This window comes from Vibrio gallicus (assembly GCF_024346875.1).
Classification (GTDB): domain Bacteria; phylum Pseudomonadota; class Gammaproteobacteria; order Enterobacterales; family Vibrionaceae; genus Vibrio; species Vibrio gallicus.
Map to the genome: position 1 here is coordinate 1731490 of NZ_AP024871.1, position 14856 is coordinate 1746345.

Here is a 14856-nt window from a genome sequence, read left to right on the forward strand (position 1 = left end):
ATCTATATAGAACGTTCCACCAGCATGGTCTTAATATGACCAATTGCCTTAGTTGGGTTTAACCCCTTAGGACATACACTGACACAGTTCATAATGCCATGACAACGGAAAACGCTAAATGCATCATCCAAATTGTCGAGTCGCTCATCTGTGGCAGTATCTCGGCTATCAATCAGCCAGCGATATGCAGCTAATAGACCAGCAGGACCAATAAACTTATCTGGATTCCACCAGAATGAAGGACACGACGTGGTGCAACATGCGCACATAATGCACTCATAAAGTCCATCAAGATGAGCTCGTTCTTCTGGTGACTGTTTATTTTCACGAGAAGGCGGTAGGTCACCCTCAGCAATCAAGAATGGCTTAACCTTGGTATAATTATCGTAGAACTGAGTCATATCGACTATCAGATCACGTACCACTGGCAATCCAGGTAATGGACGTATGGTAAGCGTACCCCCGCCTAAAGCGGACAGCGGAGTAATACACGCTAGACCATTCTTACCATTCATATTAAGGCCATCGCTGCCGCACACACCCTCGCGGCATGAACGCCTAAATGAAAGACTCGGATCTTGTTCTTTCAATAGAATGAGCGCATCCAAAACCATCATATCTGAACCTTCATCCACCTCTAGGGTGTATTGCTTCATATAAGGTTTAGAGTCCACATCTGGGTTGTAGCGATAGATAGAAAAATTCAGGTTCATATCTCGCTCCCTTAATAGGTTCTTGCTTTCGGAGGAAAGGCTTCGCGATGAACAGGTTCCATGTTCACATCACGCTTAGACATCTCTTCCGTGTCAGGGTTATAAATTGAATGGCATAGCCACTGCTCATCATCACGCTCAGGATAATCGTAACGCGCATGTGCACCACGGCTTTCTGTGCGGTAGTTCGCCGCAACTGCTGTAGCGAACGCGGTTTCCATCAGGTTATCAAGCTCTAAACATTCAACACGCTGGGTATTAAACTCGCTGGATTTATCTGCTAAATGGGCGTTATTTAGGCGCTCACGAATAACCTTAAGCTCCTCAAGTCCATTCGCCATCGCATCCCCTTCACGGAATACTGAGAAACTATTTTGCATGCAAGATTGTAGGTCTTTACGGATTTGAGCTGGGTCTTCACCACTGGTGCTATTTTCCCAACGCATAGTGCGCGCAAGAGATTCTTCAATATCAGAGTCTGTTGCTGGGCGCGCTTCAGTTTGTGCCGCCAGAGCCTCACCAAGGTGTAACCCGGTAGCACGTCCAAAGACCACAAGATCCAGTAGTGAGTTACCTCCAAGTCGGTTTGCACCGTGCACAGAAACAGACGCAATCTCACCACAAGCGAACAGCCCTTGAACTTCAATATCCTTGCCGTTGCTGTCTTGCTTAATCGCCTGACCTGAAACCTGAGTGGGTACACCACCCATCATATAGTGGCAGGTTGGAATAACAGGGATAGGTTCTTTTATTGGGTCAACGTGAGCAAAGGTTCTTGATAGCTCAAGAATACCCGGCAGGCGAGATTCAAGAACGTCACGTCCAAGATGGTCAAGTTTGAGCTTAAGATGAGGTCCCCACGGGCCATCACAGCCGCGTCCTTCACGGATCTCTATCATCATTGAGCGAGCAACAACGTCGCGACCAGCTAGGTCTTTCGCGTTCGGAGCATAGCGTTCCATAAAGCGCTCACCATCTTTATTGAGCAGGTAGCCACCCTCACCACGACACCCTTCTGTTACCAATACACCCGCGCCAGCAATACCAGTTGGATGGAACTGCCACATTTCCATATCTTGCATTGGTACGCCTGCACGCAGTGCCATACCGACGCCATCACCTGTGTTGATATGGGCATTGGTTGTTGATTGGTAGATTCGACCAGCACCGCCGGTTGCCAGAATCGTTGCCTTAGCTTTGAAATAGCATTTTTCACCAGTTTCCATACAGATAGCGGTACAACCCACCACTGCACCATCTTGGTTTTTCACTAAATCAAGGGCATACCACTCACTAAATATAGTGGTTTTGTGCTTAATATTTTGTTGATATAAGGTATGAAGCAGTGCATGACCGGTGCGGTCAGCCGCCGCCGCTGTACGTGCCGCTTGCTCTCCACCGAATTGTTTAGATTGACCGCCGAAAGGACGCTGATAGATGGTCCCATCTTCAAATCGAGAAAACGGCAAACCCATTTTCTCAAGCTCGATAACGGACTCTGGACCGTTTTTACACATGTATTCAATCGCATCTTGGTCACCGATATAATCAGAGCCCTTAACGGTATCGTACATATGCCATTGCCAGTTATCCTGATGCGAATTTCCAAGAGCTACGGTAATACCACCTTGAGCCGATACCGTGTGAGAACGAGTTGGAAACACCTTCGACAGCAAAGCACAAGAGAGGCCTTGCTCTGATATTTGCAGCGCGGCACGCATACCTGCACCACCGGCACCAATGACTATGGCGTCAAATTCGCGAACTGGAATCGTCATTTATGCTCCCCAAAGAATGAATAAGCCAGAAAAGAAATAGCCAAACAAAACAACAACCAATGCAAATTGCAGGCTGCCTCTAAGCAGAGTTGGCTTAATATAATCAGTCAGTACTTGCCATACCCCAATCCATGCATGAATTAAGATGCTAGCCAGCGCGACCATAGTGAAGATTTTGGTAAATAAACCACTGAAGAAATTGTTCCACTCTAGATAACCGACATCACCGGTTATGAGGAAAAAACCGCAGATATAAATGGTGTAAAGAGTCAATAAGATCGCAGATGCGCGGATCAATAAGAAATCATGGACACCGTTGCGTCCAATTGACGAAACATGGTTTACCATACGATAACTCCTGCAAGTAGCGCTAGAACACCGGTAATAATGAATGAAACCTGTGCACTCTTGGTGCCGCTTTCAAGGTCTTCGAAATAGCCCAAGTCTTGGCATAAATGACGAATCCCACCAACAATGTGATAGAACAATGCACTTAGCATTCCCCACAAAATAAACTTCACAAACCACCCATCAATAAAATTGGCAGCCTCCATAAAGCCTTTTGGCGACGATAAAGACGTTGATAACAACCACAGTAAAACACCAACAAACACAAAGGTGATAACACCAGAAATACGGTGCAATATGGATGCGATAGCAGTTATAGGGAATTGGATTGTCTGTAAATCCAAATTTATAGGTCTTTGATTTTTCTTGGTCACGGCGCTCTCACTCAGCTCCTTTGAGCATGGTTAAATGCATTTAGATAATAATTTATCGAAAACTTAACAAAACCTTACAAAACCCACGACTGAACTTTGTTATATTGCAGCTTTATTATTGCTCTCTACATACCTATTAACCCGTTAATAACACTGGCAAAGCCTTGAAAATACTAGGGTTGAGGCATAAATACCTCTCCACTATAAAATTGTTAACATGTTAATACAATTGACTTAACAAAATATGCTACCTAGAGCCGATTTTTAACCTTTTTATGTACAAAAACCCAAACAAGTGCACACAAAGATTTATATAAATTGACATCATCGTCGAACCTGCGTACAAATTCGGTGCACCATTGGAGAAAAATGGAACAATAAATAACAAAGGAGAATGTTATGGCAGATAAGCAAGCGACGCTTAATATCAAGGGCCAAGAACCGTTCGAGCTACCAATTATGGAAGGGACTGTTGGCCCAGATGTAATTGATGTTCGCACGCTAGGGAGTAAGGGCTTCTTTACCTTCGACCCAGGATTTCTTGCCACTGCTTCTTGTGAATCTCAAATTACCTACATCGATGGCGACGCCGGTATCCTACTTCACCGTGGCTATCCTATCGATCAGCTAGCAAACAATGCAGACTATCTCGAAGTGTGTTACATCCTTTTATATGGAGAGACACCAACTAGCTCTCAATATAATGAATTTAAAACCATAGTTGCTCGCCACACTATGGTTCACGAACAAATCGCAAGCTTTTTTCACGGATTCCGCCGTGACGCTCACCCAATGGCGGTGATGTGTGGCGTAGTAGGTGCTCTTGCGGCCTTCTACCACGATTCCTTGGATGTCAATAACGACAAACACCGTGAAATCGCAGCGTTCCGTTTGTTATCAAAAATGCCGACCTTAGCCGCAATGTGCTACAAATACAGCATTGGTCAGCCTTTTATCTATCCGCGCAACGACCTAACCTATGCAGAAAACTTCCTGCACATGATGTTTGCAAACCCATGTGAAGAATATGAAGTTAACCCAGTGGTTGCTCGAGCAATGGATAAGATTTTTACCCTACATGCTGACCATGAGCAAAACGCTTCGACCTCAACGGTTCGTTTGGCCGGCTCTTCAGGCGCTAACCCATTTGCGTGTATCGCAGCAGGTATCGCATCTTTATGGGGACCTGCACATGGCGGTGCTAATGAAGCTTGTTTACGTATGCTTGAAGAAATCGGTAGCGTTGACAACATTGAAGAGTATGTAGCGCGTGCGAAAGACAAAGAAGACCCATTCCGTCTGATGGGCTTTGGCCATCGCGTGTACAAGAACTACGATCCTCGTGCAACAGTAATGCGTGACGCATGCCACGATGTATTGAAAGAGCTAAACATCGAAGATCCACTACTTGATGTAGCGATGGAACTTGAGCGTATTGCGCTTTCTGATGAATACTTTGTGGAGAAGAAGCTGTATCCGAATGTAGATTTTTATTCGGGTATTATTCTTAAAGCGATTGGTATCCCTGCATCTATGTTTACTGTGATCTTTGCAATCTCTCGTACCATAGGTTGGATTGCTCACTGGAACGAAATGCACAGCGACCCAACTAACCGTATTGGGCGTCCACGTCAGCTTTATACTGGTGCACCGCAGCGAGAATTTAAGGCTCTTCACGAGCGCGAATAATTCGCTTATAAAAACTAAAAAGAGGCCAAACGGCCTCTTTTTTTATACTGGGTTATCGATATCGATAAAGGTGACATCGAGGTTATGAGTGTCAGCCAACCATTCCCCCAATGCTTTGATACCGTAACGCTCAGTCGCATGGTGCCCAGCTGCGAAATAATGGATATCCTGCTCTCTCGCACTATAGGTTGTGCGTTCAGATATCTCACCTGAAATAAATGCATCCAGTCCAAATTTCACTGCAAGATCAATATAATCTTGTCCTCCACCTGTGCACCAACCTAGTGTTTCGATCATAGTTTTGTCGCTATCAGGAGCAATATGTAACGGGTCACGTCCTAATACCAAACTGATTTGTTTACTAAATTCACTCGCTGAAATTGGGGCTTTCAATCGACCATACATAGCAACAGACTGTGGATGCCCCTCTAACCCCCCCTTAACTTCTATATTTAATAGCTGTGCAAGGCGGGCGTTATTACCAATTTCAGGATGAATATCTAGGGGCAGATGATAGCTATATAGGTTGATATCATTCTTGATTAAGCTACGAATTCTACGGCCTTTCATTCCAACTATAGGCTCAGGTTCGCCCTTCCAGAAATACCCATGATGAACCAAGATAGCATCGGCTTGCACTTCAATAGCTGCATCAATCAAGGCTTGCGAGGCGGTAACCCCAGTGACTATTTTATTGATCTCTCTCCTACCTTCAATCTGCAGGCCATTTGGCGCATAGTCTTTGATAAGCTCAGGAGATAGCTTTGCATTAAGCAGGGTTTGTAATTCTAGGTTATTCATCTTATTACCATAGTTAAAGTCGTGACCTATTGAGGATGCACTGAAGTCTCAACATTGTATCGCTTGGGTATATAATAGAGGCAAGTTAACCAAACATTTGAAAACACGTCAAAGTATGTTGCCACTTTTAACGCCTGAATCTCTATTACGCTTTGCTCACTGGATACAACGCACGCCAAATTTATTTGTGGGTGAGCAACCAGTAGTAAAGCTGCCTCCTTTGCATGATAAGCAGCTTCTGGATTGTTGCGAATATCAAGGCAACACGCGACTAGGATTTATCTATCAAACCCTTTGGCAAAGGTGGCTAGAACAAAGCCCTACCTTTGAGGTTTGTGAAAGTGAGCTTCAGTTAATTGATAACAAGAAGACCCTAGGAGAGATCGATTTTATTGTTAAAAATCGTATCAATAACCAATTTGAACATTGGGAAGTGGCGATAAAGTTTTATCTGCTCCAATCTGATTACTGGTATGGACCTAACGCGATAGATAGACTCGATAAAAAATTCACCCATATGCTAGAGCGTCAATTGCAACACGGGCAAAGCCTGTTTTTTAAAACGCGCTACCCTCAATACCCAAACCTCAAGCTGCAACTCATGCTTCAAGGGCGCTTATATACCAACCCTTTCTCTGACGAACCTATCCCTAGCCATTGTGCAGGCTGGCCTCTAAATTCAAGCCAGATAGATGGACATTGGTGCTATAAGAGCCAATTGCACCTAGTTAGTGATACTCTATATTTCGTGCCTAAGCCGCTATGGGCGATTGGGTTAACTGAGTTCAACACCCCCATCACCACCTTCCCCAACCAGCCAGTTCATTGCCAAACTCAACACGGTAAGTTTTGGTTCATCGTACCCGATAGTTGGCCACACGGGAGTTAAACTCAACGCTGACCGCTCTCAAAAAGACATCCCCCCACCGCCACATCAAATCATCGAGTCCATCATAAACAGTCCGGTTTGGTGCTAGGACAGACCCCGGCTTAAAACACCACCGGGGCGACGAAGGTACTGACAGCGAACCATAATACATCGATACATAGATACATCGAGCCCTTCATAACCAGTCCAGCTTAGTACTAGGACAGACCCCGGCTTAAAACACCACCGGGGTGACGAAGGTACTGACAGCGAACCATAATACATCGATACAGATACATCGAGCCCTTCATAACCAGCCCAGCTTAGTACTAGGACAGACCCCGGCTTAAAACACCACCGGGGTGACGAAGGTATTGAAAGCGAACCATAGATACATAGATACATCGAGTCCATCATAACCAACCCAGCTTAGTACTAGGACAGGCCCCCGGCTTAAAACACCACCGGGGCGACGAAGGTACTGACAGCGAACCATAATACATCGATACAGATACATCGAGCCCTTCATAACCAGCCCAGCTTAGTACTAGGACAGACCCCGGCTTAAAACACCACCGGGGTGACGAAGGTACTGACAGTGAACCATCGATACATAGATACATAGATACATAGAGTCCATCGATCCATCATCGATCCACAATGTTTCGTCATTCCCGCGCAGGCGGGAATCTGTAGACACTCGGGTTCCGTTTCAACACCAAACCCCAAAACAAAAAGCCCCGCATAAGCGGGGCCAAAATAGATATACTTAAAACTTAGCCTTATAGACCTGCGCTTTTAAATACATCATTTACTATCTGTTGTGCTTCTTGCTCAATAAGGGCTAGATGTTCTGCACCCTTAAAGCTCTCACAGTAGATTTTATAGATATCTTCTGTACCCGATGGACGAGCCGCAAACCAACCGTTCGCAGTTGTCACCTTAAGGCCACCGATTGCAGCGCCATTACCTGGTGCATGCGTTAGTCGTGCAGTGATTTTGTCACCAGCTAGAGTCTCAGCTGCGACCATTTCAGGAGACAATTTCTTCAATATCTCTTTTTGCGGACCGTTCGCGACAGCTTGAATACGGGTATAACTAGACTCGCCATGTTTGGCAGCGAGTTCATTGTAATATTGCTGCGGATTCTTCCCTGTAACTGCGGTAATTTCAGCTGCAAGCAGGCACAAGATAATACCATCTTTGTCCGTTGCCCACGGCGTACCATCGTTACGTAAGAAAGAAGCGCCAGCACTCTCTTCACCACCAAAGCCAAATTTGCCTTCATACAGTCCGTCAACAAACCATTTAAAGCCAACTGGTACTTCGCATAGCTCACGCCCAAGATCTGCTACTACGCGGTCAATGATCGCACTAGATACTAGCGTTTTGCCCACGGCAACGTCAGCTGACCACTCATTACGGTGGCGATAAAGGTAATCGATGCACACGGCTAAGAAGTGATTTGGATTCATAAGGCCCGCTGGCGTAACAATACCGTGGCGGTCATAGTCAGGGTCATTACCAAACGCTAGGTCGTACTCGTCTTTGAGAGCAAGTAAGCCAGCCATTGCATATGGGGATGAACAATCCATGCGGATCACGCCATCTTTGTCCAAAGACATAAACTGGAAGCTAGGGTCAACAGATTCACTAACTAAAGTTAGGTCAAGACCATAAGCTTGTTTAATTTGACGCCAGTATTCAATACCAGAACCACCTAGAGGATCGACACCCAGCTTAAGATTTGCTTTTTGGATAGCAGCCATATCCACAACGTTGACTAAATCGTCAACATAAGGTGCAACAAGGTCACGCTCAACAAATAGCTCACTCTCTTTAGCTTGAGTAATACTGATACGCTTCACAGCAGCCAAACCTGAGGCAATGATCTCATTTGCACGGTCTTCAATAGCTTGAGTAAGCTCACCTTCAGCAGGCCCACCGTGAACTGGATTATATTTGATCCCACCGTCTTGTGGTGGGTTATGTGAAGGTGTAATCACAATACCATCTGCTTTATCTGCATTGGCAAGATTATGTGTCAAAATTGCATGAGAGATACCCGGCGTTGGAGTATAGCCTTGATCTTCTTGGCAAATAACAGTGATACCATTGGCAATCAAAACCTCGACAACGCTAGTAAACGCAGGCTCAGATAGTGCGTGGGTGTCTTTCCCTACATATAAAGGACCGGTTACACCATTGGTCGCACGAACTTCCGCTACCGCTTGAGCAATCGCAAGGATATGGTTTTCATTGAATGTAATTTTGTCTGAGCTACCACGGTGACCAGAGGTACCAAATTGAACCTTCTGATCATCATTGCCTGCTTCAGGTTGAAGAAGATAATAGTTTGCAACTAACTGAGGTATATTGTGTAGGTCTTCTTGTAGAGCTTTTTGACCGGCTCGAGGGTGCATAGCCATAAATCATCCTTTTTTATTATCGGTATAGCTTTCAATAAAAAGCCCACTAAGCAACAAGCTTTCAAGTGGGCCATATTTTCCATTATATTGAACGAGTCACACGTTCGATGAGTTCAACAGGGAAGGACATCCTCACCATTAGCTGCTCAACCATCTGGCGCTTACGCTCTGTATTATTATTGGTAATCACCCAAAATGGTGACCCAGGAATTGCTCTTGGTTTCGTTGTCTTACCACTGGCAAGTAAAACGTCTTTGTTATCCGCAAAATAAATACGCTTGCGACCCTTAACCTGAGTCGCTTCAGCAAAGCCATCTTTGTCGATACTATGTAGTGATGCCAGCACAAACATAAAGCGATCAATCTTCTTATTCAGGGCTGCAAACTCATCCGAAATTAGAACAGTTCGGATCTGCTTGATAGGATCAATGCTAGACGTTTCTTTGCTCACAACATTAGGCGTTGCGCTATCTGTTGTTGGTTCATTGCTTTGAACTTGTGGCGTAGTAGATTCTTGCGATTGTTCACCATCCGCAATCAATAAACGTCGTAGTATATCGGATGCACTTTCTCCAATGCGCTGGGTACGGCTCGCAATAAAGCTATACAATTCGTCGTCAACTTCGATGGTTTTCATTCGCATTTCACAATCTTATTAGTTTAAACTGCGGCAGATTATAACCAGTTATTGTTGAGTTCTCTACGGAAAGCAAAAGGGAAATGATGAAAATGTCGAACCTATTACATTATCGTGACCAAGGCGATGGAGAAATAATCATATTAATCCATGGATTGTTTGGAAGTCTGGACAATCTAGGGCTTTTAGCTCGAGATCTAATTCAGGATCATAGAGTCATTAGCGTAGACCTGAGAAACCACGGTCAATCATTTCATAGCCAAGATCATAGTTATTTAGCGCAAGCAACGGATGTTCTGCAGCTGCTAAACCATCTCGATATTAAAACGGCCACTGTAATCGGGCACTCAATGGGAGGAAAGGTGGCGATGAAACTCTCCACACTTGCCCCTGATATTATCCATAAACTTATCGTTATGGATATGGCGCCTGTCCCTTATCAAGAGGATCGGCATTCAAACGTATTCGCCGGTATTGCAGAGGTAGAAACGGGACAGCCATCTACTCGCGCCCAAGCCATCGCGCTAATGGCAAACAAAATCGAAATAGATGGTGTTCGTCAATTCTTAAGTAAGTCACTCTATAAACAAGGTCAGCATCTAGGCTGGCGCTTTAATCATCAAGCTCTTAAAGCTGAATATAAGCACATTACTGGCTGGGAAAGCCTCACTGCTAATCCACTACCTGCCTTGTTTATAAAAGGAGCTGATTCAGACTACATAAAAGCTGAGCATCAACCCCAAATATTGGCTCAATTTCCAAATGCTAGAGCGCATATTATTGCTAACACTGGGCACTGGTTGCACGCAGAAAAGCCCGCGATGGTATTGCGTACTATACGTAAATTTTTGAACACAATAAGTGACTAACAAAGTCTATTACAAGCCTTAATTGCTGTGGTATAGTTCTTCGATTAATCAAGCATAAAGGGATGCCATGCTCTACGATTACATCGATCAGATAGAATCTATCGGACTCGATATATTATTCGCCTCTATCTTTATTTTGATAGGTTTGGCAATTAAAGACGTACTAAACCAAGGTAATGTACCTCCTTTTGGCCGTCGAATCGTATGGCTAGTGTTGTTCTTAGGTTGTGCTGGGTTTGTTGCCAAGGGAATCATTCAGGTCTCTTGGGAAGGCTCAGGGTTATAAACTCAAGACAATGTGCATCTTCATCAATCAATAAGGTATTCATTCTATGGCAAGCGTAGGTATCTTCTTCGGCAGCGACACTGGTAACACTGAAGCTGTAGCAAAGATGATTCAAAAACAACTTGGTAAAAAACTGGTTCATGTTCAAGATATTGCGAAAAGTAGTAAGGAAGATATCGATAACTTTGACCTGCTGCTACTAGGTATCCCGACGTGGTACTACGGTGAAGCTCAATGTGATTGGGATGACTTTTTCCCTGAACTCGAAGACATCGATTTTAGCACTAAACTTGTTGCTATCTTCGGTTGTGGTGACCAAGAAGATTATGCCGAGTACTTCTGTGATGCGATGGGCACCGTGCGCGATATCATCGAAGCCAAAAGCGGTACTATCGTTGGTTACTGGCCTACTGAAGGCTATGAATTTGAAGCCTCTAAAGCGCAAATCGATGACGACAACTTTGTTGGCCTATGCATCGATGAAGACCGCCAACCTGAACTGACCGATGAACGAGTTAAGACTTGGGTTGAGCAGATCTACGCCGAGATGTGCTTAGCTGAATTAGAAGACTAATTTCTAAACATTCTTAAAAGGGACTTCGGTCCCTTTTTTTATGCCGCTTTATTTGCAGAAATATCAACAACCTGTTTATTGCGCCGACGTATATACAGGGTTCGCTCCATCTTAGCCACGATATCCCCTTTCTCATCCTTAATATTCACGATAAATTTAGGAAAGAACTTATCCCCGTTAGCCGTAGCATTGCGGATCTGCGCCAGCATTTCAGGAGACAAGCGAAACTCAGCGCTTAAGCGACTTTTACCGGGTTTAATATAGTGGATACTCGCCCTACTATCCCAAATCAAATACTCTGGACCAAACACCCCCATCAACATAAAAGGGTATAAGGGATCTGTCATGGAGAATATATTCCCCCCATATTGAGTACGATTGGCATTTTTATTCCACCAGCTAAATTTCAATGCGACCCGTGCATAGCAGAAATCATCGCTAATCTCCTCAATACGAATTCCTGAGCCAACAAAAACGGGCCAACAATTGAACACTCGTTTGACCCATTTAGGCGTCATCCATTTGTACCAGCTTGCTTTCATAACACATTCTGTTAAGTTATTGTTAATGGAAATATTAATATGCGTGATTAGCCACTAGAATACAATGAAAAATCATCCCCTTAGTAAAGCTATGGTTTAATGTTATAAAGGGTTTCAATATAATGACGTATAGCTGAGCTTAAATTAGGAACTAACATGCCAGATAACAATAAAGCTTTAAAAGACGCGGGACTAAAAGTCACACTGCCTCGCTTGAAGATCTTAGAGCTTTTACAGCAACCCGGCTGTCAGCACATTAGTGCCGAAGATCTATATAAAAAGTTAATCGACATTGGTGAAGAGATCGGTCTTGCAACTGTCTATCGCGTACTCAACCAATTTGATGATGCAGGTATAGTCACCCGTCACCATTTTGAAGGCGGAAAATCTGTATTTGAGCTCGCCACTCAACAGCATCATGACCACCTTGTTTGCCTTGACTGTGGTGTGGTAATCGAATTCTCCGATGACGTCATTGAGCAACGTCAGCATGAAATTGCGAAGAAATATAATATAAATCTAACCAATCATAGCCTTTATCTATATGGTCGCTGTGCCAAAGGCGACTGCAAGAACAACCCGAGCCTGCACAATAACTAGCTGGGTGTGATATATGGTTAAAGGAAAAGGATTTACTTTAATCGAGATGATGGTGGTGATTGTAATCTTAGCAACCCTAGCGATTATTGCAGCGCCACGATTTCTAAATTTAAGCCACGATGCCCGCAGTTCAATGCTAAAAGGGGTTGCCAGCGAGTATCAACAAGCTGTCAGCTTTGCCAACCATAAGTGGGCTATCGAAGGGCGCGCCAATCAAGCTCAAGTTAATTTACCCGGCTATGTTGATGGCCAACTCGATATCAATGATGTTGGCTTTCCAATAGGCATCGACAAAAATGCTGCCCTGAGCGCACCCTACAATATAGGTAGGGGGCAAAAGGCATGCGCTGAGCTGTTTCAGACCCTACTCGATACCTCACTTACTGCAAGCCATCAACAAGCAAATATTGAAACGGTAGACTTTTTTGCAAGGCGCCAATCCAATTCAATTACACTCCCTGACGGCAGTACTACTACCGCTCAATCTAAATGCTATTACATCTATACTAAAGATAGCTTCAACCTTGACCCTGAGGTTGCTAAGCATGTTATATGGTACGACTCTAGAACAGGTGATGTCACCTATATCACCAACTCATAAAGATAGATGTAAAAAAACCGGCTCAATGGCCGGTTTTTTATCTTAAGCTATCAATCAGTTACTGATCTTTGCCCAAGTATCGCGAAGGCCTACTGTACGGTTAAAGACCAGTTTCTGCTGTGAGCTATCTTTGCTATCTATGCAAAAATACCCAGTACGCTCAAACTGAATCCCTTTCTCGGCTGATGCATCAATTAGGCTTGGTTCAACCACACCTTGAACCACAGTCAATGACTCAGGGTTAATACATGCCTTAAAGTCGTCTGCAGCAGCTGGATTGGCTACTGTAAATAGACGGTCGTAAAGACGCACTTCAGCGGCAATCCCTTTATTTGCAGATACCCAATGAATAACACCCTTAACCTTACGGCCATCACTTGGGTTTTTACCCAGGGTTTCGTCATCATAGCTACAGAAGATGGTGGTAATTTTGCCATCAGCGTCTTTTTCAATACGCTCTGCTTTTATCACATAGGCACCACGTAAACGAACTTCTTTACCTAATACTAAGCGCTTGTATTTCTTATTTGCTTCTTCACGGAAATCATCCGCTTCGATAAACAATTCACGGGTAAATGGAACCTGACGCGTGCCCATCTCTGGTTTGTTCGGATGGTTAGCCACCTCGAGCGTTTGTTCATCGCCAAAGTTTTCAATAACGACCTTAACCGGATCAAGTACCGCCATAGCACGCGCAGCATTCTCATTTAAGTCATCACGAATACAAGATTCAAGAGAGCCATACTCAATCATATTCTCTTGCTTAGTCACACCGATGCGCTTACAGAACTCACGAACAGAAGCTGGTGTAAACCCACGACGACGCAAGCCTGAGATTGTAGGCATACGCGGGTCATCCCAACCGTTCACTAGGTTTTCAGTCACAAGCTGACTTAGCTTACGCTTTGACATCACTGTGTTTTCAAGATTCAAGCGGCTAAATTCGTACTGATGTGGCTGGCATTCAATCGATATATTCTCTAGCACCCAATCATATAAACGACGGTTGTCTTGGAATTCAAGGGTACACAATGAATGAGTAATACCTTCTAACGCATCCGAAATACAGTGGGTAAAGTCATACATCGGATAGATGCACCACTTATCACCAGTTTGGTGGTGGGTAGCAAACCGCACACGATATAAAACGGGATCGCGCATTACCATGAACGAAGAAGACATATCGATCTTCGCACGCAGACACGCCTCGCCCTCTTTAAAGCCACCAGCTCGCATCTTTTCAAACAGAGCTAAGTTCTCTTCAATCGAGCGCGTACGATATGGGCTCTCTTTACCAGGGGCAACCAAGGTACCGCGATATTCACGGATCTGCTCAGCTGAAAGCTCTTCAACATAAGCTAGACCTTTATTGATTAGCTCAATTGCATAACCGTGTAGCTGATCAAAATAGTTAGATGAGTAGTGAATATCGCCTGACCACTCAAAGCCTAACCATTGAACGTCACTCTTAATTGAGTCAACGTATTCAATATCTTCTTTCTCAGGGTTGGTATCATCAAAGCGTAGATTACACTGTCCCTGATAGTCTTGAGCAATACCAAAGTTTAGACAAATGGATTTGGCGTGCCCGATGTGTAGGTAGCCATTTGGTTCTGGCGGGAAACGGGTATGCACGCTGTTGTGTTTGCCATCCGCAAGATCTTTATCAATGATTTGACGGATAAAGTTTGATGGACGAGCCTCGGCTTCAGTCATCGAAACACCTCATTAGTATTGTTCAATTAAT

The 14856-nt window shown here is 44.3% G+C and carries 17 protein-coding genes; 7 read left to right on the forward strand and 10 right to left on the reverse strand.

The features are described 5' to 3' along the window. Window positions 1-2: 2 nt before the first annotated feature. Genes OCU28_RS07995 through sdhC form a run of 4 tightly spaced genes read right to left on the reverse strand, consistent with a single transcriptional unit; the run spans window position 3 to window position 3213 of the window. Window positions 3-713, reverse strand: a complete 711-nt coding sequence (locus tag OCU28_RS07995; RefSeq protein WP_261815684.1) for a succinate dehydrogenase iron-sulfur subunit — start codon at window positions 711-713, stop codon at window positions 3-5. Window positions 714-724: 11 nt separating this feature from the next. Continuing rightward, on the reverse strand, window positions 725-2491 hold the full coding sequence (gene sdhA, locus OCU28_RS08000) for a succinate dehydrogenase flavoprotein subunit (RefSeq protein ID WP_261815685.1): 1767 nt from the start codon (window positions 2489-2491) through the stop codon (window positions 725-727). Continuing rightward, window positions 2492-2839: a succinate dehydrogenase, hydrophobic membrane anchor protein gene (gene sdhD, locus OCU28_RS08005; RefSeq protein WP_261815686.1), complete on the reverse strand. Its 348-nt coding sequence runs from the start codon at window positions 2837-2839 to the stop codon at window positions 2492-2494. After that, a complete protein-coding gene (gene sdhC / locus OCU28_RS08010) occupies window positions 2833-3213 on the reverse strand; it encodes a succinate dehydrogenase cytochrome b556 subunit (RefSeq protein WP_390623766.1) in 381 nt (126 codons plus the stop codon). Before sdhC ends, sdhD begins: the two co-directional genes overlap by 7 nt. Before the next feature lie 399 nt (window positions 3214-3612). On the opposite strand from sdhC, the gene OCU28_RS08015 reads away from it, so the two are divergent. Further along, window positions 3613-4902: a citrate synthase gene (locus tag OCU28_RS08015; RefSeq protein WP_261815687.1), complete on the forward strand. Its 1290-nt coding sequence runs from the start codon at window positions 3613-3615 to the stop codon at window positions 4900-4902. Window positions 4903-4944: 42 nt separating this feature from the next. Here the strand turns inward: OCU28_RS08015 and OCU28_RS08020 are convergent, their stop codons facing one another. Beyond that, window positions 4945-5703, reverse strand: coding sequence for a Nif3-like dinuclear metal center hexameric protein (locus OCU28_RS08020; RefSeq protein WP_261815688.1), 759 nt, complete (start codon window positions 5701-5703; stop codon window positions 4945-4947). A 97-nt stretch (window positions 5704-5800) separates the two neighbouring features. Between OCU28_RS08020 and OCU28_RS08025 the strand changes: the two genes are divergently transcribed. Further along, window positions 5801-6592: a DUF1853 family protein gene (locus tag OCU28_RS08025; RefSeq protein ID WP_261815689.1), complete on the forward strand. Its 792-nt coding sequence runs from the start codon at window positions 5801-5803 to the stop codon at window positions 6590-6592. Window positions 6593-6917: 325 nt separating this feature from the next. On the opposite strand, the gene OCU28_RS08030 is transcribed toward OCU28_RS08025, so the two are convergent. The 3 genes from OCU28_RS08030 to seqA all read right to left on the reverse strand — a co-directional run bounded on the left by OCU28_RS08030 (window position 6918) and on the right by seqA (window position 9637). After that, window positions 6918-7088: a hypothetical protein gene (locus OCU28_RS08030; protein ID WP_261815690.1), complete on the reverse strand. Its 171-nt coding sequence runs from the start codon at window positions 7086-7088 to the stop codon at window positions 6918-6920. Between the two features lie 265 nt (window positions 7089-7353). Next, on the reverse strand, window positions 7354-9000 hold the full coding sequence (gene pgm / locus OCU28_RS08035) for a phosphoglucomutase (alpha-D-glucose-1,6-bisphosphate-dependent) (RefSeq protein ID WP_261815691.1): 1647 nt from the start codon (window positions 8998-9000) through the stop codon (window positions 7354-7356). Between the two features lie 82 nt (window positions 9001-9082). Next, the gene (gene seqA / locus OCU28_RS08040; protein WP_261815692.1) at window positions 9083-9637 is read right to left on the reverse strand and encodes a replication initiation negative regulator SeqA; all 555 of its coding nucleotides are present in this window, start codon (window positions 9635-9637) and stop codon (window positions 9083-9085) included. 92 nt (window positions 9638-9729) lie between these two features. Between seqA and OCU28_RS08045 the strand changes: the two genes are divergently transcribed. The 3 genes from OCU28_RS08045 (at window position 9730) to fldA (ending at window position 11366) form a co-directional block, all read left to right on the forward strand. Beyond that, on the forward strand, window positions 9730-10506 hold the full coding sequence (locus OCU28_RS08045; RefSeq protein ID WP_261815693.1) for an alpha/beta fold hydrolase: 777 nt from the start codon (window positions 9730-9732) through the stop codon (window positions 10504-10506). Window positions 10507-10573: 67 nt separating this feature from the next. Beyond that, window positions 10574-10792 (forward strand): DUF2788 domain-containing protein, encoded by a 219-nt coding sequence (locus OCU28_RS08050; RefSeq protein ID WP_261815694.1) that lies wholly within the window; start codon window positions 10574-10576, stop codon window positions 10790-10792. A 46-nt stretch (window positions 10793-10838) separates the two neighbouring features. Continuing rightward, window positions 10839-11366 carry a flavodoxin FldA gene (gene fldA / locus OCU28_RS08055; protein ID WP_261815695.1) on the forward strand — a complete coding sequence of 176 codons (528 nt, stop codon included), beginning with the start codon at window positions 10839-10841 and terminating at the stop codon, window positions 11364-11366. A 38-nt stretch (window positions 11367-11404) separates the two neighbouring features. Here the strand turns inward: fldA and OCU28_RS08060 are convergent, their stop codons facing one another. Beyond that, window positions 11405-11908, reverse strand: a complete 504-nt coding sequence (locus OCU28_RS08060; RefSeq protein ID WP_261815696.1) for a DUF4442 domain-containing protein — start codon at window positions 11906-11908, stop codon at window positions 11405-11407. Window positions 11909-12064: 156 nt separating this feature from the next. On the opposite strand from OCU28_RS08060, the gene fur reads away from it, so the two are divergent. Both fur and OCU28_RS16135 read left to right on the forward strand, forming a co-directional pair. Continuing rightward, window positions 12065-12508, forward strand: a complete 444-nt coding sequence (gene fur / locus OCU28_RS08065; protein WP_261815697.1) for a ferric iron uptake transcriptional regulator — start codon at window positions 12065-12067, stop codon at window positions 12506-12508. Window positions 12509-12521: 13 nt separating this feature from the next. Beyond that, window positions 12522-13109, forward strand: a complete 588-nt coding sequence (locus OCU28_RS16135; RefSeq protein WP_315972396.1) for a type II secretion system protein — start codon at window positions 12522-12524, stop codon at window positions 13107-13109. A 54-nt stretch (window positions 13110-13163) separates the two neighbouring features. On the opposite strand, the gene glnS is transcribed toward OCU28_RS16135, so the two are convergent. After that, window positions 13164-14825, reverse strand: coding sequence for a glutamine--tRNA ligase (glnS, locus tag OCU28_RS08075; RefSeq protein ID WP_261815698.1), 1662 nt, complete (start codon window positions 14823-14825; stop codon window positions 13164-13166). Window positions 14826-14856: the final 31 nt, after the last annotated feature.

Coding starts and splice junctions, on each gene's coding strand:
- OCU28_RS07995 (WP_261815684.1), bottom strand. CDS start 713: ATGAACCTGAATTTTTCTATCTATCGCTACAACCCAGATGTGGACTCT.
- sdhA (WP_261815685.1), bottom strand. CDS start 2,491: ATGACGATTCCAGTTCGCGAATTTGACGCCATAGTCATTGGTGCCGGT.
- sdhD (WP_261815686.1), bottom strand. CDS start 2,839: ATGGTAAACCATGTTTCGTCAATTGGACGCAACGGTGTCCATGATTTC.
- OCU28_RS08015 (WP_261815687.1), top strand. CDS start 3,613: ATGGCAGATAAGCAAGCGACGCTTAATATCAAGGGCCAAGAACCGTTC.
- OCU28_RS08020 (WP_261815688.1), bottom strand. CDS start 5,703: ATGAATAACCTAGAATTACAAACCCTGCTTAATGCAAAGCTATCTCCT.
- OCU28_RS08030 (WP_261815690.1), bottom strand. CDS start 7,088: ATGTATCTGTATCGATGTATTATGGTTCGCTGTCAGTACCTTCGTCGC.
- pgm (WP_261815691.1), bottom strand. CDS start 9,000: ATGGCTATGCACCCTCGAGCCGGTCAAAAAGCTCTACAAGAAGACCTA.
- seqA (WP_261815692.1), bottom strand. CDS start 9,637: ATGAAAACCATCGAAGTTGACGACGAATTGTATAGCTTTATTGCGAGC.
- OCU28_RS08045 (WP_261815693.1), top strand. CDS start 9,730: ATGTCGAACCTATTACATTATCGTGACCAAGGCGATGGAGAAATAATC.
- OCU28_RS08050 (WP_261815694.1), top strand. CDS start 10,574: ATGCTCTACGATTACATCGATCAGATAGAATCTATCGGACTCGATATA.
- fldA (WP_261815695.1), top strand. CDS start 10,839: ATGGCAAGCGTAGGTATCTTCTTCGGCAGCGACACTGGTAACACTGAA.
- OCU28_RS08060 (WP_261815696.1), bottom strand. CDS start 11,908: ATGAAAGCAAGCTGGTACAAATGGATGACGCCTAAATGGGTCAAACGA.
- fur (WP_261815697.1), top strand. CDS start 12,065: ATGCCAGATAACAATAAAGCTTTAAAAGACGCGGGACTAAAAGTCACA.
- OCU28_RS16135 (WP_315972396.1), top strand. CDS start 12,522: ATGGTTAAAGGAAAAGGATTTACTTTAATCGAGATGATGGTGGTGATT.
- glnS (WP_261815698.1), bottom strand. CDS start 14,825: ATGACTGAAGCCGAGGCTCGTCCATCAAACTTTATCCGTCAAATCATT.